Source organism: Bacillus sp. RC51 (assembly GCF_044908115.1).
GTDB classification, from domain to species: Bacteria; Bacillota; Bacilli; order Bacillales; family Bacillaceae_G; genus Bacillus_A; species Bacillus_A mycoides.
In genome coordinates this window covers 26,959-48,716 of record NZ_JBIYCW010000003.1, presented here as the reverse complement: position 1 = coordinate 48,716, position 21,758 = coordinate 26,959, and the positions used below count along the sequence as shown (strand labels likewise).

Sequence of the window (21,758 nt, the reverse complement as noted above, 5' to 3'; positions counted from 1 at the left end):
TCTGCCTACCTCCAAGATAAAAAAACGTTGTTTCGAAAATACCGCATAATTGTTTCATAAATGTATCATTTAACCGCTTTCAAGTTTTTTATGTCTTCCATCCGTCTCGGAAGTAAAAATGTAATACATATTGTAGTTCCCATTTCTTCACTACTCTCAATTCGCATACTTCCGCCTTGCTTCTTCATAATCTCCTGACAAATGTATAAGCCATAGCCATTCCCGTAACTTGAAGGAAGCACCTTACCTTCCGGAGACTCATTCCATTCTGCAAGCACACCTTCATCCATACCAATACCATCATCATGAACAAAAACTTTCGCTTCCTGCTCATTTATAATTACATTCATACGAACTTGCGTAGCATCACTATATTTAATCGCATTATCAAGCACATTCAAGAAAATTTGCTTCGTCTTATCAAAATCCGCAACGACGTGTACTTCTGTTAACTCATTCATAACTTCAATTTCAAACTGCTGCAACCTGAGTTTCACAATCGAAATTGCTTCCTCTGCCAACTCCTTTATATTCACAACTGTAGGAGACACTTCAAACGTACTCTTCCCGTACTTGGAAGACTTAAGTAATTCCTCTACAAGTGATAATAGACGCTCACTTTCTACAGCCACATAACGAAGACTCTCCTGCACATCCTCCTTCGATTGTAACTTCGGAATTAAATCTACATAACCGATAATTGCCGTAAGCGGTGTTTTCAGCTCATGCGTAATGCGGTCCAAGAAATCTTTCTGTTTCTCTTTCTCTTCCTTCAGCTGCTTAATATGCAGTTCAATCCCATCAGCCATCGCATTAAAGGACGCTGAAAGCTGCGCAATTTCCACATACTCATTTAGCTCAATCTTACTTTCATAATCTCCGTTCGCAAGCCGATATGCCATTTGCCTTAACTGATCAATTGGCTTATGAAGAGACTTCGCCAAACGAATCGCAAAGAAAATACCAGCAGCTACTAAACAAAGAGACGTCATTAAAAACGTCCAACTTACATTTGTTAAAACTTCCTTCTCATCCGTTAACTCATTTATAAAACGAATACTTCCAATGACATCGTTTCCATAATAAACCGGACTTGAAAACAAAAGAATTGGAGCTGGGTCTCCCTCCTCGAAAACATAAGATTTCTTTCCCTTCAAAGAACTCTCAATGTCAATATTTCGATGAAGTAATGCTCCTTTTTGAGTATCTGCAACAACATCCCCATTCTTCCCAATCATCTGCACCCGGACATCCATTCGCTTCGCTAAATACGAAGCAATTAAAAGCGAATTAGGACCTAACGTCTCTACTTCTGCTTCCTTCTCTAAATAATTCATCGTATAAATTTGCGCTTCCACACTTAACTTCTCTAAGGAATCTGCCGCATTATGATACACATTCTTCTCCAGTGCAATATAAACAACCGCATACAAAAGAACAAGAATTGGAATCAACAATCCAACTATCCCGAACACCATATTTCGTTTTAAAGACATATCATCACCTTTTAGCAATCAAGCTTATACCCAACACCATAAATTGTCTTAATATACTCTCCGCTCGCACCGAGCTTCTTTCGCAGTCTCTGCACCATAATATCAACCGCTCTCGTATTTCCGATATACTCAAACCCCCATACCTTCTCGAGTAACTCATCCCTCATAAATACACGCTGCGGATTCGAAACAAACAACTGACATAAATTAAACTCTCGGTACGTTAACTGAATCTCCTGTCCACTCACATGAACCTTTCGTTCCTTAGGACAAATCACTAACTCACCTGCGCGAATTACTTCATGACTTACAGTTGCCTCCTCCTTCTTCACACGCCGTGCCATATTCTTCACCCGAAGAATAAGCTCCGCATAATTAAAAGGCTTCGTCACATAATCATCAGCTCCAAGCTGAAGACCAAGTAACTTATCATTCATCTGACTCTTCGCCGTCAGCATAAGCACCGGAATATCACGCTCCTTCTCTCTGAAGAAACGTAACAACTCATACCCATCCGTATCAGGAAGCATCACATCTAAAATAAGTACATCCGGCTGCTCATTCCATCTCTCTAAAGCTTCTCTCCCATCAGCCGCCGTCAATACTTCATACCCTTCCATCTCTAACTGCATCCGAATCAAATTACGAATACTCGATTCATCATCTACTACAAGTATTTTCATCATTCTCCTCCTCTCGTCCTGTATTATAGTACAGTTTAGTATAGCAAAAATAAGACAAAAAAAGAGAGGGTATTGTCGAACATACGTTGAACGACGATACCCTCTCTTTAATCAATTCATTATTTAGCTACAAAATAATCCGTTACATATTGTGCCCAAACTTCATGCCCTTTAGCACTTGGGAAACCGAACTCTGTTTGTAAGTACGGTAAAATTGCTTTCGTTGTTGCATCAGGCCATGCTCCCCAATGATCAATATATGTATAATTATTTTGCGTCGCAAATTGTTTTAATGCTTCAATCGCTTTTGGATAATTCTTCGCACCATACACTGGATTTGATGGTTGAATCATAATCGTAGCACCTTTTGCACTAGTAGAAAGTGCTTGCACAAACTTCTGTGTACTCGCTACAGAATTTCCATTACCAGTTTTTCCGTTGTCGGTAATAAATGGTGGTTCAAATAAAATTACATCTGGATTTTCTTTCGCAATCTCTTTATCGCGTTTATTCGCGATTAATTCCTCTGTACTTTCACCCTTATATTCCTTTACCGTCACATTCCATAAACCTTTACCGTAAGAAGCCTCTAAATTAGCAGTGAACTTAGCTACCCAAGCATCTTTTTCAGATGAAGAAGCTTCATCACCAACAATAACAAGGTTCATTGCCTTTTTATCCGCAGCAGCTTTCTTTAACTTCTCTTTCACTGCATCTGGCAAGTTCTTTGCGTACGCTTCATTAAAAGATGGCTTTGCATCTTGCTTTTTCTCTTCTTTTTTCTCTTCTTTCTTCGCTCCGCTATCTTTTACTTCAGCCTTTGTTTTCGTTACTTCACTCGTTTGTCCTGTTGCATTCGCAATCTTTTTATTCCAATACAATTTACCGCTCACAATCGAAGCAACAAACAATACAAAAATAAATAGGACAAGAACTGCTTTCTTATTCATCGATTCACCTCATCTATTAATCTCACAATATATAATACTAATATAAACCTACGCAAAAATAAACCCAACTCCTTCCAAAGGAGTTGGGTTCAATAAACATTACTTCGTTAATTCAAGATGCGCTTTTAACTTGTTCGTTATATCTTGTTTTGCTGCATCTGGAACATAGTAGTACCAAATACCATCAGCGGCTTTATGACCGTCACCTGGGATTTGAATTTCTTCACTGTTCTCCATACAATCTTTATAGTTCTTTTGAATATCAAACATTTGATCTTGTGTTAAACTTGTTTTAACGTTTTTCTCAATTGCTTTTAGTACGTCACCATAGCTCGCTAAAGAAGATACACTTGCACCTTTTTTAATTACTGCCTGGATAACTTGACGTTGACGCATTTGACGACCGAAGTCACCGCGTGGATCTTCGTAACGCATACGAGTATACTTTAATGCTGTTTCACCATTTAAATGGATATTACCTTTAGCAAAATGTTGATCCCTTGATGTAAACTCCAAATCGTTATTTACATCAACACCACCAACAGCATCTACAATATCTCTAAATCCAGCCATATTTACTTCAATGTAATGATCGACTGGTACATTAAGAAAATTCTCTACTGTTTTTACAGCCATATCAATGCCACCAAAAGCATAGGCATGGTTGATCTTATCTTTTTTACCTTTACCTACAATCTCCGTATAAGAGTCTCGTGGGATACTTGTAATTTTCATAGATTTTGTTTTTGGGTTTAAGGTAAATAACATAAGTGAATCGGATCTACCTGTTCCATTATCCTCTTGATCTACACCCATCAATAAAATAGATATAGGTTTATTATCCGCAATGTCTACCTTCTTATCTCGTTTGTCAGACTTATCACGATCCAAAGGCTTATGCACTGTATTTAATGTATTAGATACATTAGAGTAAATAGTATATGCATATACACCACCAGCAACAACAAGAACACCAATGATACCTAGAATCCAAAATAGAATCTTTTTCTTCATCGTTTTTCCTTCTTTCAAGTAACAAATTAAATAACTTTATTTTTATCAGGTATTATTCCATATAAAACTATACAGATTTACAAATCATTTGTAAATCACTAATTCCCCCACTATCTTACAAATTCTTAAGAAAATCTTTTAACGCTTTTTTCCAATCTTGGAACGATTCAAATCCATTTTGTTCAATCATCCCTTTATCTAGCACCGAATATTTAGGGCGTGCAGCAGGCCTTGGAAAATCTTCTGTCGTTAGCGGATTAACCATTATTTCAATATTAGATTGTTCAAATATCTCTTTTGCAAACTCATACCACGAACACACCCCTGAATTAGAACCATGGTATATCCCATATTTATTAGTTTGTACAAGGTTAATAATAAATCTCGCTAAGTCAGTTGTATAAGTTGGTGAACCCACTTGGTCATGAACAATCCCTAATTCTTTCTTCTCCTCTGCCAAACGTAGCATCGTCTTCACGAAATTATTACCATATAAACCAAATACCCAAGAAGTCCTAACAATATAATTTTTTGAACAATACTCTTGTGTATACTGTTCTCCAACCAATTTCGATTTACCGTATACAGTCTGAGGATTAGTTTGATCATCCGCTTTATATGGTTCATTTTTTGTTCCATCAAAAACGTAATCAGTACTTACATAACAAAACTTTGCCCCCACTGCTTCGGCAGCTTTCGCTAAATATTTCGTTCCTTCGGCATTGACATTAAAAGCAGCTTCTTCATCGCTTTCCGCTTGATCTACTTGTGTATATGCTGCCGTGTGAATAATAATATCCGGCTGAATTAATAATACTTTTTCGCTTACTTGTTTTTCATCTGTAATATTTAACTCTTCTCTGCCGAGCCCAAAGACTTCCCATGTCTGTTCTTCTAATAAATTTACTACATCCTGCCCTAACTGTCCTTTAGCTCCTGTTACCAATACTTTCATATTTTATACCTCTAATCTATTATCATATTGATTCTTGAAGTATTCTTGGTATTCTCCAGAAATAATATTTTTCCACCAATCTTGATTTTCTAAATACCATTTAATAGTTTGTTCAATGCCTGTATCAAAGTTATACTTTGGTGACCAACCTAATTCTTCACGAAGTTTTGTCGCATCAATTGCGTAACGACGATCATGACCTGGGCGATCTGTAACATACTTAATTAGAGATTCTGGTTTATCCAATGCTTTTAAGATTGTTTTTACGATTTCAATGTTTGTACGTTCATTATTTCCGCCAACATTGTACACTTCACCATTTTTTCCTTTATGAAGTACTAAATCGATTGCCTGACAATGATCTTCCACATGTAACCAATCACGTACATTTAAACCATCTCCATATACAGGTAATTGCTTATCATTCAACGCGTTAATAATCATTAGAGGAATTAACTTCTCTGGGAAGTGGAAAGGTCCGTAATTATTTGAACAACGCGTAATATTTACAGGCAATCCAAACGTTTCATGATAGGCGCGAACTAATAGGTCTGCACCAGCTTTACTTGAACTATATGGGCTATTTGATGCTAAGGGTGTTTCTTCCGTAAAGTAACCAGTTTCGCCTAAAGTTCCGTATACCTCATCTGTTGAAACTTGTAAGTATTTTTTTACTTCTGCATTTTTAGCAGCATCTAGTAATACTTGTGTACCTTGAATATTCGTTTGAATAAAGATATCAGGATTTGTAATACTTCTATCAACATGCGATTCTGCTGCAAAGTTTAATACATAATCAAACTTTTCCTCTTTAAATAATTGATTAATAAACTGACGATCTGCTATATCACCTTTGACAAATTTATAATTAGATAATCCCTCAATATCTTTTAGATTTTCTAAATTACCTGCATATGTTAACGCATCTAAGTTTACAATATTGTATTCAGGATACTTCTTCACCATATATCGAACAAAGTTACTTCCAATAAACCCTGCGCCACCTGTTACTAATAACTTCATGTTATTCCTCCTTATTTCTCGTACACAAAATTAATATTTGCTTCTTTTAATATTGGATGTTTAGTATCCTTTTCTGAAAGAATCGGTTCACTTACCGGCCAATCGATTCCTAATGCTGGGTCATTCCATAGAATACCTGCATCATGATCAGGAGAATAGTATTCATCTACTTTATACGCCACTGTTGAATTCGGTACTAATGTACAAAATCCATGCGCAAATCCTTTTGGCACAACTAATTGGCGCTTATTATGTTCACTTAAAATAACACCAATCCATTGACCATATGTAGGTGAGCCTTTACGAATATCAACAGCTACATCATAAATAGCACCTGTAATACAGCGTACTATCTTTGTCTGTGCTTTAGGATTTAACTGAAAATGTAATCCACGTAATGTTCCGGCTGGTACTGATAAAGATTGATTATCCTGAATGAATTCATACTCCAAACCAAGTTTATCAAAAACATCTTTATTATAACTTTCCATAAAATATCCACGATGATCTCCAAATACTTTAGGCTCTAAAATAACTACATCCGGAATCTTAGTTTCAACAATATTCATTATACGTACTCCCTTATTGATAAATTGGTTGTTTTTGTTTACTTTGTTCTGCCAATCGAATTAAATATTGACCGTATTGATTTTTTTTCATCGGCTCCGCTAAGTCTAATAGCTGCTCACGTGTAATATATCCTTTTCTAAAGGCTATTTCCTCTAAACAAGCTACTTTTAAACTTTGACGTTTTTCAATTGTTTCAATAAATTGAGATGCCTCTAGTAAGGACTCGTGCGTACCAGAGTCTAACCAAGAGAAGCCACGTCCAAGAATTTCAACATGCAACTCTTGTAATTGTAAATAAACCTTATTTATATCCGTAATTTCCAATTCACCACGAGATGATGGTTTAATATTCTTTGCAATCTCTATAACACGATTATCATAGAAATATAAACCTGTTACAGCATAATGTGATTTTGGATTTTGAGGTTTCTCTTCAATAGAAATAGCCTTTCCATCTTCATCAAACTCCACAACTCCAAAACGTTCTGGATCATTTACATAATATCCAAAGACAGTTGCCCCTTCTTGACGTTCTACGGCGTTTTGTAATAATTTCGTTAAACCATGTCCATAGAATAAATTATCACCAAGAACAAGAGCTACAGAGTCATTACCAATAAACTCTTCTCCAATAATGAATGCCTGAGCTAAACCATCTGGTGAAGGCTGCACAGCATATTCAAGCTTTATCCCGAACTGTGAACCATCTCCCAGTAACTCTTTAAAACGCGGTGTATCCTGTGGTGTAGAGATAATTAAAATTTCTTGAATACCAGCAAGCATTAATACTGATAATGGATAATAAATCATTGGCTTATCATATACAGGTAACAATTGTTTTGATACCGCTTGTGTAAGTGGATATAAGCGTGTTCCACTACCTCCAGCTAGAATAATACCTTTCATAAATTACTCGCACTCCTTTATATATATCATAGAAATAGGGAATAAATCTGTCTAGATTCATCCCCCTTCTAATTTTTGTTATGACTTTAAAAATAAAGATTCATAATCATTTACAATTTTCTCCCATGAGTATTCATGGATAATTCTACCTTTCGCCTTACTACTCAATTCATTAATTTGTTCTGGTGAATATCGCTCAACTTCATGAATTAAGTTAGCTAAAGAGCCACCTTCTTTAGAGAAATAAACAGCTCCTTCTTCCCCAACCTCTTTATTAAACACCACATCTAGAAGCATATTTAATTTTGTAGAAGCCAATGCTTCTAATAATGATGGATTCGTTCCACCTACTTCATGCCCATGGAAATATGCAAATGCATTTTCACGAACTTTCTTCAATAATTCTTGATCATATACAGTTCCAACAAACTTAACACGAGGATCCTTATCAAAATTCGTCGTTGCCAATAAATCTTGATAAAATTGATTTTGTTCAACGTTAGAAATAATTACAAAATCTTTCTTAGAATCTGATTTCATAAATTCACGAACCATTAGTTCATAATTATTCTCTGGAACAAAACGACCAACCACTAAGTAATATTCATTAGCATTTACATCGTGTTTCTTATACCATTCATTTAACTTCATATCATCGTCTTTTAAGGATGATGATGCAACATCCGCACCATAAGCAATAAACGTTGTCTTTGGTTCATATTTTTTATAATCAGTTTTAATGTAAGATTCGATACCTTTAGAATCACATACTAATAAATCTGCATGTTTAACCATTAGCTTCTCAGATACTTTCCAATATGTTCTGATAGCAGGACTCCATTTACTTCTCTTCCACTCATGACCATCTGGATTTACAAATACTTTGACACCCATTTTCTCTAGCTTCCCTTTATAAAAGGAAAAGAATGGTCCAATACGGCATGCTAGTACATATACAATACAGTCTGTTAGATTATTCTTTTTGATATAGCGAATACATTCTTTTAAACTAAATATATCGTATGCTACTGCTTTTGCACTACCAATTTCAGGTGTTTTCACATTAAAACATCTTGCGTTATTATGCTTAAACTCATCATTATCATTAGCTAGACAAGATACGTGATATTGAATATCTTTACTTTGTTTTCGAGCTGTTAAGTATTCTACAAATGTTTCGAATCCACCATATTTTGCGGGAATTCCTTTAGATCCGATGATAAATACATGTTTCATAATTTATGTATCTCCTAATTTAGGTATATTTAAATATTATATTTTTTAAGGACTTTTTGATATCCTTCTAATGTTCTTTCTGCAGTTTTTTCCCATGTATAGTTTTCTAAAATATATTCTCTAAAATCTGTTTTATATTGATAGGCATAAGCCCTTTCAATTGCTTCTTTTATACTTTCAATATCGTTGGGAGCACAATAAAATGCATAATCCTTAAAATAATCTTTTGTTGTTCCTCTATCACTCACTACTACATTACATCCCATACTAGCAGCCTCTAAACTAACAAGTCCAGGTGTCTCGAACCAACTTACTAAAACATGCACCTTACATTTTTTATATAATTGATACAGCATATCATTAGATATTGAATCAATATATTTATAGTTGGGGTTTTCTTCTATTTTTTTCATGACATTGGTACCATAACCTTGATGACTAGGTGCAACTTTTCCAACAAAAAGAACTTTGTAATCTGTACACTCTAATGCTCGAATTAAATTTTCTTGGTTTTTTCTTGTTTCAATTCTTCCCACACATAAGATATAATCTCTAAACTCATCAAATTCTGTAACATCCTCTTCCAAAGCACTTAAAACTTTTTCTCTATCGATTGCGTTCGGTACCACCGTATATTTTTCAGTTTTGAAATTTAATACTTGCTCTATTTGTTCCATCTCTAACCTTGAATTAGGCAAAAACCAATCAGAAGCCTTTAATATTTCCCTCTGCATAGCATTAAAACTATGCGTCATCAGATATCTAGTTCCCTTATTTCTTTCATTTTTAAACACATATTTATAAATTGCTTTAAGGGATTCAATTTGATTTACGGATAAAAGGCTACTTATCAAGCCTCTAATTCCAGTTTGTCCAATCTTTTCAAATTCATGTGATGGCCAATAGACAGTAGATAGTATTATTGGTTTATTTTGTTTTTTTGCATTCATTATCTGAATATACGTTTCCTGTACCCTTGTTAGATTAAATAAATGTACTAAATCATAGTCAGTTAAATCAGGTTCTAATTCTACACTCACATCTACCGAAATTCCCTTTTTTTCAAGGTACTCTTTTGTTTTTAACAACTGGATAGTATCGCCACCAGAACTTGTAAATAAATTAATTCTAGATTGCATTAGTATTTTCATAAATAGATTATTTCCTTTCAATTAAAGCTTAGGAAACCTATTAGTAATCTAACCGCTTTTAGGAATTATTTTACTTTCCATAAATAATTCCCTTAAGTAGCTATGTGGCTTCTTACCTGACTCTAAAAACATACTTTTAACTACTATGATTATAATTGAACTCTACTAATATTTTATTCGCAGTCTTGTATACCATTTTATGCTTTTTGAATATATTTATAGTCGAAAGTAAATGCCTCATCTAATAGCCTAAACTAAATGAATTTTAATATTAATTAGGTGGTTTATTTTTAAATTAAATATATATTTTAAACTTCAATTTCCTTTAATAAACTCTCCTATATATTCAGAAATTGCCTCTACTTGTTTTTCTCTAGAATAGTCTAGACGATCTGAAAAATTATATTCTGTTTCTACTATCTTAAACAATTTTTGACTAATATTCTTTTGGTTGTGTTTAGCACACTCTCCATATCTCGAATCTATGAATGAAATCAATTCTGAATCCTCAGTTACTGCTAATATCGGTTTGCAAGCACCTATATACTCAAAAGTCTTACCCGGGATTGCAAAATCACTACCTTTTTTATGCGTAATGATGACCGAGATATCACAGCTTTTTAAATAATCAATAGCTTCCTTATGTGGTACAGATCCAATAATATTTACTGTTACCCCTTCACTAAGATCCACTTGATTAATATCCTCTAAAGCTTCTTGATCTAGAACTCCAACAACATTAAAAACAACTCTGATACCGGTAGTTTGATAAAAATCTTCTAACCCTAATAAAAATTCCTTAACATTTCTCCCCTTATAAATAGAGCCCACATGAGCCAGTACCAAAGTTCCATTGTTAGCTAGACACGACCTATATATACTATCTTGAAATATTTCATGTTCATAACCATTTCTAATAACAACCATATTACTATTTGGCTGAAGCTCTTTATAGTGTTTATAGATACCTTTGGATAAAGCTATAATACCATCAGCATACTTTAGCATTATTTTTTCTGCTTTTCTATATATATATGTTGGATTACCCGTTCCAATATTGTGGTCTATAATATCTCTTACTTCAACAATTGCTGGAATATCTGGATACTTTTCCTTAACATATTCCAAAATATACAGCCCATATACATCTGGTACGGTAACCATAATGCAATCTATACCATTTTCTCGAAGACAGTTGTCGATGTTTTGGAAGAATGCTATATTTTTCTTTCGGAAATTATAGCGACTGTATTTATAAGTTCGCCAAAGCGGCATAATAAAACTATTCCTTATCATTTTTTCAAAAAAACTTCTCTTTTTTTGCACATCATTAATACTTTGAGTAAAGACCGTATTTGTAGTATGAAACTTATAATTTTCAGAAACAAACCTGCTTTCAAAACTTCCAAAAGCACTATCATTACATACTATAATTTTAAATCTATCTATAAAGTACTTCATCATTCCTTCATATCTAACAGAAGCAACAACTGGTTGTCCTTCAATATAATCAGATATCATTAAAATATTTCTCATTAATAATCCTCTTCTCTAATATTAGCTATTTATCTACGATTAAATTTTTGTTACCTGAGATCCCCTGCATAATGAAAATTAGAAAGCAGAATTGTGCCAGTGAATCACTTCCTAAATTAGCTAGACCGTTATTCGAATTCACCATGGCAGATAATATCAGAAAATAAAATAGCATTTGAAAATCTTTATTTTTCAAAAATACATAGCAAGGGTAAATAAATATACAAATATAAATTAATATTGTGCATATTATTCCATAATCATAAGCGAGCATCACTATTGGGTATTCAAAGTTAAATATATTCCCTCTAAAACTCTGAGCCACTTCCCTAGAATATCCCGCTCCACCACCTAACAGATTTGGGAACTGATCAGGATTAGCTAACATCAAACTTAACAAACTATTCCTTCCAGAGGTAATATCCCCACTTACTATTCCTTCTAAAAAGCGTTGTTTTAAATTTTCCTGGAATAAGTCTGTATTATATAAAACACATAAAATACAAACTAAGAATAATAAGGCCATTAAGCCTTTTCTACTTTTAATATTAGAAAAAACCAGCACTACTAGACCTAAAATAATGGCAGTTTTACTGCCACTAAGTAATAACCCCAATATAGATATGAAAATAACTATATATTTATTCAAAATGGGCTTTGCCTTTATAGCGTAAACATTATTCAAAACTAAAAAGAACAAAAAATATTTAGCATTAGTTAAAGGATGGCCTAATATAGAGTAATATCTATATACTCCCCATGAACGTTCCATATAAATAAGCTCACTAATTTCGCTGTTTTTAAACCAAGTTCCTGCTAATTTCAATTGGATTAACCCATTGGTTAGGAAGTCTATTACCCCAAAAAACAATAATAATATGACTATTATATTGAACAGCCTTAAGAAATTTTTAAAATACAATATAGTTTCTTCTTTACTTATTGAAATAGCTACTAGAACAAAGGGAAATATAACACCAACAATTGTTAGTAAAATATAAGAAACAGAATAGTGCAGGCCAACTATTCCATTCACCAAAATAATAGAGGATATACAAAAAACTATATATAAAACCAAAGTATTATATAATTTACTTTTTATAGATTTATATATCAGAATAGTCATTAACAAGGCAAAGAGGAGGTTGATACTCGCCAATCCATCCCCTAGTATCCCCCTTATATTCTCTTTAATTAAAAACAAAGCTACACAAAATATTAACCCATAATTCAATACAAGTACTTTTTCTTTCGTCCTATAATCTAAGTGCATATTATAGATCTCCTAACTATTTATCACCTTTTGTTCAATTACCTCATACCTCCCTGCCATAATGGGGAGATTCACAATTGATTGTTTGCTATCAACCCTTTGTTTATTAGGAAGTAATATCTTAAAGTTTTGTTTATTTTCGAAGCGTAAAGTAATCATTTCATTCTCAGAAATTATATTACTGTCATAATCTATATAGAAATAATTTTTATCACTAATAATAGATTTTATTGCATCTCTTACACGCACATATTCCGCCAATTCAGTTCCTGTGCAATACCAAATATTTTTATTTTTCAAATAGCTAAATACAGTTTTCAAACTTTTTTCATCATCAAATATATTAGGTGTTTGAATTCTTCCATCATCTCTTGAAGGAGCAATGTGTTCTTGAATACTAATTACAAGATTATGCTCTATCAAATAATCTATTTCTTTTAATTTCTTTCTTACTAAGAAACACTTCAAGATTTTTTTTGCTATGCCTTTAAAAGTGGTTACATTACTATTCAAAACACTTGTTAACAAGGCACCATTAACTGTAGATGGTATATCCACAACTTTGCTTTCTCCAAATCTTTTTATGTCAAAATTAGTCTTTTTATCTTTATCTTTTCCTGTTATATGTGGAATAATTTCATCCTCAATCCCTCGATTCCAATATCTACACCACCATGTAAATCCTGTTTTATCTATACTCAAATCAGAAAATTCATTACTCGTATATCCACAGTACTTTCCACCATAAGGGTTCGTTCCTATAGCATCCTTATAAATTTCTTTTCCTTGTTCAACTACTTGAATTGCTTCCTCTAAATCACTAAATAGTTCCCATTCTTGTTTAAAATCTAAATTGGTCTCTCCAACTTCACCATGAGTAGTGCCATGATATGCGATTTCAAACCTAGAATTTTCATGAATTTCTCTAAAAAATTTTTTTGTTTCTTTATCGGCATTTATTTTTTGGGATACGGAAGGTAGTACTGGATTCTTTATCATTCCAACCCTAGTTCCTACTGGTACAAAAAATGTAACTTTCACCTCAGAAAATTCATTTAATATTACTTCATTTAAATAACGAAAAGATGAATTTTTTTCGTTCTTCCAAAATCCCCAATCTCCACCTAAAGCCAATTTTCCATTTCTGTCTATATCTATCCATACATTGGCTAAATCATCTATCATAAATAAAACAGGAGCATCTGCATTATTTAACCATTTTGCCACACTAATATTCATTTTCTAACCTCTTAGTAAAAACAAATTTGTATTTTTTTATTTTTAACACCTTATACCTAATAGTTTTCTGAAAATCAAATGATAAGTATGCCCTCTCAGAAGGAGTGTTCCCCTCATGAATTAGTACATTAGCTTTCATAAATCCCATTTCCCGTGCCTTATTTATTCTAGCTAGAATAGAATATTTATGGACACCTTTACCACGATGTTTTAAAAAGGTATAATCATCAAATAATACTACTATATCATTTGATAATTTTAACTTTTTTCCTAATCCTCCACTTTTCATTTCATCTTTCACCAAATGAAAATACCCACATATTTCCTGTTCATTATTGGTTATTACATAGCCAATTTCATTCTGACTATGTAATAATCTATTTAATAAAATTTCATACTTTTCTTGATCTATTTCATCACCATACTGATACTTTAATTTCAATAAAATATCGGTATTCATTTCCTTTAAAGAGTACATCAAGTCTTTAGGCATTGGATAATGCTCAATATTTAAAGAATACATATTAATTATCGAAAACAATCTCTGATAAATTTTACTATATATTGATTTCTTCATTTTTCATCACCCATTAACAATAAACTACCTCTATTTTTTTTTATATAACATCGTATTTAAAAATACTTTTATCTCTTGCACATTAGTAAATCTAAATGCAATCAGTAATATTATATAAACCGCACATAATATAACGTTCCAGAAAAATTCAACATATAAATTTTCTAAAGAAGAAATAAAATAATAATAAACACCATATAACAGAACATATACTGCAAAGTATTTATATGGATAGAAAATACCTAAACCTAAACTATAATATTTTTCACTAAAATAATAATAAAAAATATTAGCAATCATATAAGCAATAATAGTAGCTACTGCTGCTCCATTAATCCCCATGATAGGAATCAATACAATATTAAGAACGATATTTACAACTGCGCTTATTACTACTATCAATGAATTTGAAACCATTTTATTAGCAATATGTAGTCCTAAAGAATAAAATTGTCCAATCCCCCAAATGAAATACGATATTGCGATTAAAGGAATTATTTTATAAGCTTCTAAATATTCCTTAGTGGCCAAAATATTAACCCCTATTTTTCCAAAGATCGATAATCCAAACACACAAAAACAGCCTATTATATTATAAATATGAAACATTTTTTTTATTCTATCTTTTCCATCTACTTCTTTGTATGCCTTAAATTTAAAAGATGTAAATACTTGTGCAAATGGTGCTATAAAGACTGGGTTAATAAGCATACCTATTTTATAGGATATTGAATATATACCTACAGCTGAATAATTAATTAGACCTTTTATAAAAAAACGATCAATTAAATTCAATACCCATGCTGATATTTGCCCTAGTAACAATCCTCCACCATAATACAACATATCTTTCAGATATTTCATATGAATTTGTATTTTATAAGTTTTAAAATTACTGATAAATAATATTATAAAAACTATAAAGTTTGCTATTAAAATAGACTTTAGTGCTCCCATAATACCTTCTTGATTAATAGATATGAAATAAAACGCTAAACAAAAAGTTATTATCAAAATAGTAAGTTGAGTAACTGCTGCACGAAATGCCTTAAACTCCATTTCATAAAAACTAACATAAATTGATATTAGGCAAGTCAATAATGAACTTACTACAATAATTCTTATATAATCAACTGCTATTTGCTCACCATTAAATATATATTGACTAATAGTTGGACTTATAAAATAAACAAACCCAAATATGATGCTACCCCATAAAAATGAAAAATTTAAGGCTGTGTTCCTTAATACATGTTTATTTTCTATTTCATAATAAAATCTCTTTAATCCAGAATATACCCCAATTGTAATCGCTAATCCCAGCAGTTGTTGAATGGTATTCAATAATTCATATTTACCATACTCCATTTGTGATAGATTATTTGTATACAAAGGAATAAGTAACATATTAATAACCTGTGTCAAAATAGAAAAAATAAAATACACTGCACCACTTGAGGCAAGCTTCTTACTATCACTTTTCATATTATTCACTTTTCCTTAAATTAATTTCTTCTTAATCTTTGCTATTTTATTAATGTAATGAGCCTTCTTACTATTAGGATTCCACATAGATAATGAGTAAGTAGTTAAATACGTATTTGTCCATTCAAATTTCCAAGGATATCCCCCAGCTCCCCAATCAATTGTATACTGTAACTTATTATCGAAGAGATAATTAATAATTTCATACATACGTACTTTACTTAAATTATAATTTACATACTTAGGATGATATCCAGTATTCCAAAAATGTAATTTATCATGATATCTATAACACGTATTATAAGTTATAATCTCTCCTTCATTTGAATACAAAACAAAAGTGAGAACATTCTCGTTATTTTTGAATAATTGATGTAAAAATTCTTTCTTTTTAGGATCATCAAATAAACTTTCTCTTTCTGCTCTTCCCTTTTGTTGATTTAAGAATTCTTGCTCTAATTGGTGGATTTCAACTATTTCTTTGAATATGTTTCTATCATATTTATTATTAATTACTTCAAATGTATATCCTATTTCCTTTTTTAATTTATTGACAAACTTATTTGTTTTAGCTGGCACGTTATTTTTTTTAAACTCATCAAACCCTTCAAAATCCTGTAATTTAATATTAGGGTTTTGCACCAAAAATTGGGTGTGTTTATTATATTTTCCGTTTTTCATCAGATGCCAAAACAACAATGTTTCTTCCGAAATATGCGTAAGTTCCAATTTATCCCACAAACTAGAATTTTGTTCAATTCCTAAAAAGATTTCCTTAATAATCTTCCCTTCATTCCCCTGTTCCCTATTAATAATAAAGTTTAACGAATCTCCTCGACCTAGGAAAGACAGTTTCCAATAGTGAAAGATTTTCTTACTTATTCTCTCAAGCATTAATGGCGCGATTCCGACTAACGAATTATTATGGTATACACAAACTATAAATAATTTAAGATTTATATTTACCTTATTAGTTTCCCACCATGTATAATTAAACTGGAAAGTACTATAATAGGATATGGTACTATCTTTAGACTCCATTAATTCCCATTCTTCTTTGATGTTATAAAATTCTTCTTTAGTACTAATAATCTTGTACTCCATGTTCTCCTCCTTTTTAATTCATTTTTTAATTATTTATCGATAACCTCTTTATAAATCGAAATTAGCTCATTTGAATAATCTTTAACCTCTATCTCTCTTATTCTTTCTACATACAAGGGATAGTTATGAATAACCTTATTTACCGTTTGATGTAAATCTATATTATTGCGAGATTCAAATAATATTGTTCCATGCGGTCTGTTACATACATCACTTGCTATCGAAGGAACATTGTAATAAATTGCTTCAGCAATAGATATTCCTAAACCATCGGTATTAGTGGGTCTAATAAATAAATTACTTTTTTGTAAAATGGGATATAGTTCTGTATTTTCTACCTCATAAAACATAAAACTATCTTCTAAATCTAGTTCACGTATTTTCTTTCGAAGCTCTGTATAATACTCACGTTCTTCTTCAGTCTGACTTTCCTTATCTAATAATGCAAATAACAATCGAGCCCTTACACCCTGCCCTTTCAACTTATGCATTAAGTCAACCAGCATGTCTACACCATATAAATCTTCTCCTCTATAGAATCTGATACATCCATTAGCTGTGATCAGAAAAGAGGATTCCTCAATAAACTTATAAACATCTTTTGGTATTGCCATTATGTCTTCTGTATATTCTTTAGGATGAATATACCCTGGTATGGCAACCATATTTGAATGACTTACCCCTAACAAAACTAACTCATTGAGTAACGAATCATTTACACAAATAATTTTATCTATTTTCTTTAAGCTCATCTTAAGTAAGTACCGCATCAAAAAATTAGATGTTTTTAATTGATCCGATAAGCTTTCACCATGTATGGTTAAAATAATTTTCTTCCCTAAAATCTTATACATACCTAATAGTGTTCGAATTTTTATATCTATAGAATGGATATGTAAAAGATCTGTCTTAATAAATGGTATTTTAAACATAAAGGACCTGTATCTTGATATGGGGTAAATATTTTCCTGCTCATTTCCCCAGCCAATCTCATTATAAATACAACTTTCAATACCATTTTCCTCAAGGATTCTTTTTGTTCTTTTTATATGAATAGAAATCCCACCTACTGGAGGTGGGACTGAACCAACTATTGAAACTTTCACAAACAAAACGCTCCTTTGTATTTCTTCATAATAATATACTTAATCCATAAAGCTACTTTACATTAGAAATAATAAATCTATGTTTTTGATTCAAAGGGCGATCAATTTTCTTAACTATCTTTATATTAATCTGTATTTCATCATCAATAATTTTCATTAATTCACTAATAAACTGATTGCCTTCTTTATTTGTATATGCCTCAGTAGGTACAATTAAAACCTCAAGCCTATCATATGATGATTGTATCAACTGTAAATCTTTAAAGTTTTCAACATAGTCCATTGCAAACTCTAGTACTGTTGGTGAGTAACGCTTACGATTCTTCGTTATTAGGAAATCCCCTGATCTACCATCTATTTCTTGTACGCTAATATATGGTTTACCACATTTAGGCTCAAAAGTTTCCTCTGGCAAAGTAGCCATATCCGATGTTTTATAGCGAATTAGAGGGAATGCATAGTTATTAAAACCAGTTCCTACAATTTCTGCTATTCCTCCATTTTTTGAAATACAATTCCCATTTGACTCAATAAATTCCGCCACCCCATACTCAGGAATGACATGATACATTTTACAATCTGGACAATACTCCATTAAAACCAAACGCTCATTATGTCCATAATAATCTATCACTTGGGCAGAAAATGCTTTATGAATCTCCTCTCTCTGGAATCCATAAAGTTTTTCAGAAGAACAAAAAACAGTTTTAATCTGATTTACCCTATCAAATAAATTGTATTCATTTATATATTTTGCTAACAGATATACTATTGAAGGATACGCCTGAATAAAGGATGGCCTATATTTCTCAATAACCTTAATTATTTCTTCCATTTTATTGTCATCTAAGTGCTTTGTATTTACTACAATAAAATTCCGATTAGGATTATATCTATAAAGTTGCTCATCTTCATCATATCCCCTTAAAACTAAGCATAGATCCCTATTATATCCATACTTAGTCCATATGCGATTAAAAAATGCTATTTCCCTATTATCAGTTGTCTTTGTATTAAAGAAATGCATTGGACTAGAGGTAGTTCCACCTGTATGCATGGAATTCAATTTTTTAATATCAAAGTTTCTTGCAATAAACTTTTCTGCATTATCCTTCACTATTTGCTTATTAGTAAAAGGTAATTTATTCAAATCACTTATATCCTGTATATCTGCTACCTTAATACCATATTCATTATATGTTTCTTGATAGTATGGAACATTTTCATACGCATGTTTTATTAATAATTTCAGTTGCAAATTTTGAAATTCTTCAATTTTCTCCTTATTCCATTCCTGAGAGGATTCAAGAAACTTTACATACTCCTTATACTCACCGCTATCTTTTAAATTATTTGGGATTAAAGAAACTAAGTGCAGTAATGGTAATTTTAATGAATATGGTAATTTTTTAATAATTTTTCTCAAATAAATCACCTTCTTGATCTATAAAGCTAATAGTTGTTTTAACAGAGTCACCTATAACATCCACTATTATTTTTTTACTTTCTTCCTTGACACCGTAACGTTTAGATATATATACATCCTCTACCCTTATCGACACTTCCCCACAGAAGTCTAGAACAACGTTTACGTTATTTTTAAGAATACCTATAGTATTCCCTTGCTGTGTAATTATTGTGCCTGTGTTAACAATAAAATTCAATTTATAATCAGGGATTTCATTACCTAATAATTTATCATTAATAGACAATATATTCTCATCTAACTGAAAGTATCTATTATGAATTAAACCGCATTTATTTAAATACCCTTGATGTTGGGCTTCAAACGTATTACAAGTAAATTTTTTCACTTCTGAGAAGGTTTGTTCTTTCATATAAAACAAATTATAAACATCAAAATCATTTTGTTCATATCCAGGGATTTCTAGAGTATTATGCATACATGTACTTCTAAAAACATTCCTCATCTTATAATCACTCGTATACACATATGTACCTGGATCCACAAAAATATCTTCTCCATCTACATTTAATACAAAACTCAATTGGTCATTATGACTGTGAACTCCTTCCCCTCTAAAAGAAAGCTCCCCACACTTTATGCAACAAAAAGCCCGATCATTTCTTAATATATAGTAACCACCATCAGAAAATGCAACAGATTTTAATTCATTCCCCATTCGCACATCTTTCCAGTTACCTATGGTCCATAATGAATCTTCTTTATTAGACCCACCATAATATCTGAAATCATCTCTATCAAAAAATTCCCCTGCAATATTTAAAATATGTCTAAAGTCATCTTTTGCCTCATTCGAATATCTGGAAAGGATAAGCAATCTTCCGTCATCTGCATCCCCCATTAAAGGACTGCTGTCATTTGGTTTCACAATATGCATTATAAATCCGCACATTCTCTCTAAACGTTCAAGATACTTATTACTAAATTCAATATTATTTTTTTTACATAATATAGTTGGAATTAAAAACAACTCTGTAACTAATCTATGATAAGAAGTTGATGCTTCATAATTTGTCCCGTCACCATTTACCTGTACAAACATTTCTTTTTCTAACTCTTTAACTCCAAACTCTAACCAGAATGCAATCTTAGCTTTAATTTCACTAGCATCGCCTACAAAATCCTTAAAGTACATACCAATGAAAATTAAGCCTACAACATCTGATAAATAATGGTTTCCTGTATGTGTACTTGTATTTTCTAGGTTATTTGAAATAAAATCTCCATGTAAATATAAACTTTTATTAAACTCAATCCAAAACTCTTCTTGTATAGAATTAGATTTTGAGAAAAAATAATAACCAGTAATCCAATTCACAGCACGAATTGCAACATCCATAGCGCAAGTCCAATTTACAGACATTTCCACGGGGTTTTTCTTCATCCAGTCTAGTAGTTGCTCTTTAAATTCAATAGCATACTTTTCATCACCAGTAATCCAATACGCTTTCCCCAAAGTGGGAATATGTTGAAACCTAGAGAACTCCCACGGAAATTTAACATCTGCATTATTATTTAAATCTACCACTTTGATTTTTTTATAATATTGATTATCCCATTCAAAGTTAGTCTTAAAATCAATATTCCAAGGAAAACTATTCCTAAATTGAATATCCCCGGATCCAAGTAAGTTAAATATCCGTTCACAATTTTTTTCTGCGTCAAGTAGAATCTCATCTTCTACATTTAGGTATTTAAGTTGTTCAATATAATATTCTTTTTCCTCATTATTAAATAAAAAAGGAGTTTCACTAGAAAACCCCTCAAAATATTGATCTTCAACTCCTATTGGATTCAAGATTAATTTTTTTTCTTTCCAATTAAAATAGCATTTATTATACACTAATTTAGTCACTTTTTTAGTAATATCTTCAATTGACATAGCCCTAATTTTTCGAATTTTATATTCCAGATTAGACATATTCTATTTACTCCTATACACTTCACGCATTTTGAAATTATATACTA

The 21,758-nt window shown here is 31.7% G+C and carries 19 protein-coding genes; all 19 read right to left on the bottom strand.

Features of this window, described 5'->3' with window-relative positions; all coding sequences use genetic code 11:
* Positions 1-65: 65 nt before the first annotated feature.
* Positions 66-1,496, bottom strand: coding sequence for a HAMP domain-containing sensor histidine kinase (locus ABH959_RS08665; RefSeq protein ID WP_404492474.1), 1,431 nt, complete (start codon positions 1,494-1,496; stop codon positions 66-68).
* 11 nt (positions 1,497-1,507) lie between these two features.
* The gene (locus tag ABH959_RS08660) at positions 1,508-2,179 is read right to left on the bottom strand and encodes a response regulator transcription factor (protein WP_404492473.1); all 672 of its coding nucleotides are present in this window, start codon (positions 2,177-2,179) and stop codon (positions 1,508-1,510) included.
* Between the two features lie 119 nt (positions 2,180-2,298).
* Positions 2,299-3,129, bottom strand: coding sequence for an SGNH/GDSL hydrolase family protein (locus ABH959_RS08655; protein WP_404492471.1), 831 nt, complete (start codon positions 3,127-3,129; stop codon positions 2,299-2,301).
* A gap of 99 nt (positions 3,130-3,228) precedes the next feature.
* Positions 3,229-4,143, bottom strand: coding sequence for a polyisoprenyl-teichoic acid--peptidoglycan teichoic acid transferase TagU (tagU, locus tag ABH959_RS08650; RefSeq protein ID WP_404492470.1), 915 nt, complete (start codon positions 4,141-4,143; stop codon positions 3,229-3,231).
* A 115-nt stretch (positions 4,144-4,258) separates the two neighbouring features.
* A complete protein-coding gene (gene rfbD / locus ABH959_RS08645; RefSeq protein WP_219300887.1) occupies positions 4,259-5,098 on the bottom strand; it encodes a dTDP-4-dehydrorhamnose reductase in 840 nt (279 codons plus the stop codon).
* 3 nt (positions 5,099-5,101) lie between these two features.
* Positions 5,102-6,121, bottom strand: a complete 1,020-nt coding sequence (rfbB, locus tag ABH959_RS08640; protein WP_219300885.1) for a dTDP-glucose 4,6-dehydratase — start codon at positions 6,119-6,121, stop codon at positions 5,102-5,104.
* An 11-nt stretch (positions 6,122-6,132) separates the two neighbouring features.
* The gene (gene rfbC, locus ABH959_RS08635) at positions 6,133-6,690 is read right to left on the bottom strand and encodes a dTDP-4-dehydrorhamnose 3,5-epimerase (protein ID WP_404492469.1); all 558 of its coding nucleotides are present in this window, start codon (positions 6,688-6,690) and stop codon (positions 6,133-6,135) included.
* A gap of 13 nt (positions 6,691-6,703) precedes the next feature.
* Positions 6,704-7,597 (bottom strand): glucose-1-phosphate thymidylyltransferase RfbA, encoded by an 894-nt coding sequence (rfbA, locus tag ABH959_RS08630; protein ID WP_219300881.1) that lies wholly within the window; start codon positions 7,595-7,597, stop codon positions 6,704-6,706.
* A gap of 78 nt (positions 7,598-7,675) precedes the next feature.
* The gene (gene cps2T / locus ABH959_RS08625; RefSeq protein WP_404492468.1) at positions 7,676-8,833 is read right to left on the bottom strand and encodes a beta 1-4 rhamnosyltransferase Cps2T; all 1,158 of its coding nucleotides are present in this window, start codon (positions 8,831-8,833) and stop codon (positions 7,676-7,678) included.
* A gap of 29 nt (positions 8,834-8,862) precedes the next feature.
* Complete coding sequence (locus ABH959_RS08620; protein ID WP_404492467.1) at positions 8,863-9,984, bottom strand: glycosyltransferase; 1,122 nt, start codon at positions 9,982-9,984, stop codon at positions 8,863-8,865.
* 315 nt (positions 9,985-10,299) lie between these two features.
* Positions 10,300-11,520, bottom strand: coding sequence for a glycosyltransferase family protein (locus tag ABH959_RS08615; RefSeq protein WP_404492466.1), 1,221 nt, complete (start codon positions 11,518-11,520; stop codon positions 10,300-10,302).
* A gap of 25 nt (positions 11,521-11,545) precedes the next feature.
* Positions 11,546-12,793: a hypothetical protein gene (locus tag ABH959_RS08610; RefSeq protein WP_404492465.1), complete on the bottom strand. Its 1,248-nt coding sequence runs from the start codon at positions 12,791-12,793 to the stop codon at positions 11,546-11,548.
* A gap of 12 nt (positions 12,794-12,805) precedes the next feature.
* Positions 12,806-14,032, bottom strand: a complete 1,227-nt coding sequence (locus ABH959_RS08605; RefSeq protein ID WP_404492464.1) for a hypothetical protein — start codon at positions 14,030-14,032, stop codon at positions 12,806-12,808.
* Complete coding sequence (locus ABH959_RS08600) at positions 14,022-14,609, bottom strand: GNAT family N-acetyltransferase (protein ID WP_404492463.1); 588 nt, start codon at positions 14,607-14,609, stop codon at positions 14,022-14,024. The genes ABH959_RS08605 and ABH959_RS08600 overlap by 11 nt, the downstream gene beginning before the upstream one ends.
* A gap of 30 nt (positions 14,610-14,639) precedes the next feature.
* The gene (locus ABH959_RS08595) at positions 14,640-16,094 is read right to left on the bottom strand and encodes a lipopolysaccharide biosynthesis protein (RefSeq protein ID WP_404492462.1); all 1,455 of its coding nucleotides are present in this window, start codon (positions 16,092-16,094) and stop codon (positions 14,640-14,642) included.
* Positions 16,095-16,109: 15 nt separating this feature from the next.
* On the bottom strand, positions 16,110-17,198 hold the full coding sequence (locus ABH959_RS08590; protein ID WP_404492461.1) for a GNAT family N-acetyltransferase: 1,089 nt from the start codon (positions 17,196-17,198) through the stop codon (positions 16,110-16,112).
* Between the two features lie 29 nt (positions 17,199-17,227).
* A complete protein-coding gene (locus ABH959_RS08585) occupies positions 17,228-18,304 on the bottom strand; it encodes a glycosyltransferase family 4 protein (protein WP_404492460.1) in 1,077 nt (358 codons plus the stop codon).
* Between the two features lie 52 nt (positions 18,305-18,356).
* The gene (locus ABH959_RS08580; protein ID WP_404492459.1) at positions 18,357-19,739 is read right to left on the bottom strand and encodes an acyl-CoA synthetase family protein; all 1,383 of its coding nucleotides are present in this window, start codon (positions 19,737-19,739) and stop codon (positions 18,357-18,359) included.
* Positions 19,714-21,711 carry an alginate lyase family protein gene (locus ABH959_RS08575; RefSeq protein ID WP_404492458.1) on the bottom strand — a complete coding sequence of 666 codons (1,998 nt, stop codon included), beginning with the start codon at positions 21,709-21,711 and terminating at the stop codon, positions 19,714-19,716. The genes ABH959_RS08580 and ABH959_RS08575 overlap by 26 nt, the downstream gene beginning before the upstream one ends.
* Between the last annotated feature and the right edge of the window lie 47 nt (positions 21,712-21,758).

Excerpts from the sequence above, each read along its gene's own strand:
- ABH959_RS08665 (WP_404492474.1), bottom strand. The coding sequence starts at position 1,496 with ATGTCTTTAAAACGAAATATGGTGTTCGGGATAGTTGGATTGTTGATT.
- ABH959_RS08660 (WP_404492473.1), bottom strand. The coding sequence starts at position 2,179 with ATGAAAATACTTGTAGTAGATGATGAATCGAGTATTCGTAATTTGATT.
- ABH959_RS08655 (WP_404492471.1), bottom strand. The coding sequence starts at position 3,129 with ATGAATAAGAAAGCAGTTCTTGTCCTATTTATTTTTGTATTGTTTGTT.
- tagU (WP_404492470.1), bottom strand. The coding sequence starts at position 4,143 with ATGAAGAAAAAGATTCTATTTTGGATTCTAGGTATCATTGGTGTTCTT.
- rfbD (WP_219300887.1), bottom strand. The coding sequence starts at position 5,098 with ATGAAAGTATTGGTAACAGGAGCTAAAGGACAGTTAGGGCAGGATGTA.
- rfbB (WP_219300885.1), bottom strand. The coding sequence starts at position 6,121 with ATGAAGTTATTAGTAACAGGTGGCGCAGGGTTTATTGGAAGTAACTTT.
- rfbC (WP_404492469.1), bottom strand. The coding sequence starts at position 6,690 with ATGAATATTGTTGAAACTAAGATTCCGGATGTAGTTATTTTAGAGCCT.
- rfbA (WP_219300881.1), bottom strand. The coding sequence starts at position 7,597 with ATGAAAGGTATTATTCTAGCTGGAGGTAGTGGAACACGCTTATATCCA.
- cps2T (WP_404492468.1), bottom strand. The coding sequence starts at position 8,833 with ATGAAACATGTATTTATCATCGGATCTAAAGGAATTCCCGCAAAATAT.
- ABH959_RS08620 (WP_404492467.1), bottom strand. The coding sequence starts at position 9,984 with ATGAAAATACTAATGCAATCTAGAATTAATTTATTTACAAGTTCTGGT.
- ABH959_RS08615 (WP_404492466.1), bottom strand. The coding sequence starts at position 11,520 with ATGAGAAATATTTTAATGATATCTGATTATATTGAAGGACAACCAGTT.
- ABH959_RS08610 (WP_404492465.1), bottom strand. The coding sequence starts at position 12,793 with ATGCACTTAGATTATAGGACGAAAGAAAAAGTACTTGTATTGAATTAT.
- ABH959_RS08605 (WP_404492464.1), bottom strand. The coding sequence starts at position 14,032 with ATGAATATTAGTGTGGCAAAATGGTTAAATAATGCAGATGCTCCTGTT.
- ABH959_RS08600 (WP_404492463.1), bottom strand. The coding sequence starts at position 14,609 with ATGAAGAAATCAATATATAGTAAAATTTATCAGAGATTGTTTTCGATA.
- ABH959_RS08595 (WP_404492462.1), bottom strand. The coding sequence starts at position 16,094 with ATGAAAAGTGATAGTAAGAAGCTTGCCTCAAGTGGTGCAGTGTATTTT.
- ABH959_RS08590 (WP_404492461.1), bottom strand. The coding sequence starts at position 17,198 with ATGGAGTACAAGATTATTAGTACTAAAGAAGAATTTTATAACATCAAA.
- ABH959_RS08575 (WP_404492458.1), bottom strand. The coding sequence starts at position 21,711 with ATGTCTAATCTGGAATATAAAATTCGAAAAATTAGGGCTATGTCAATT.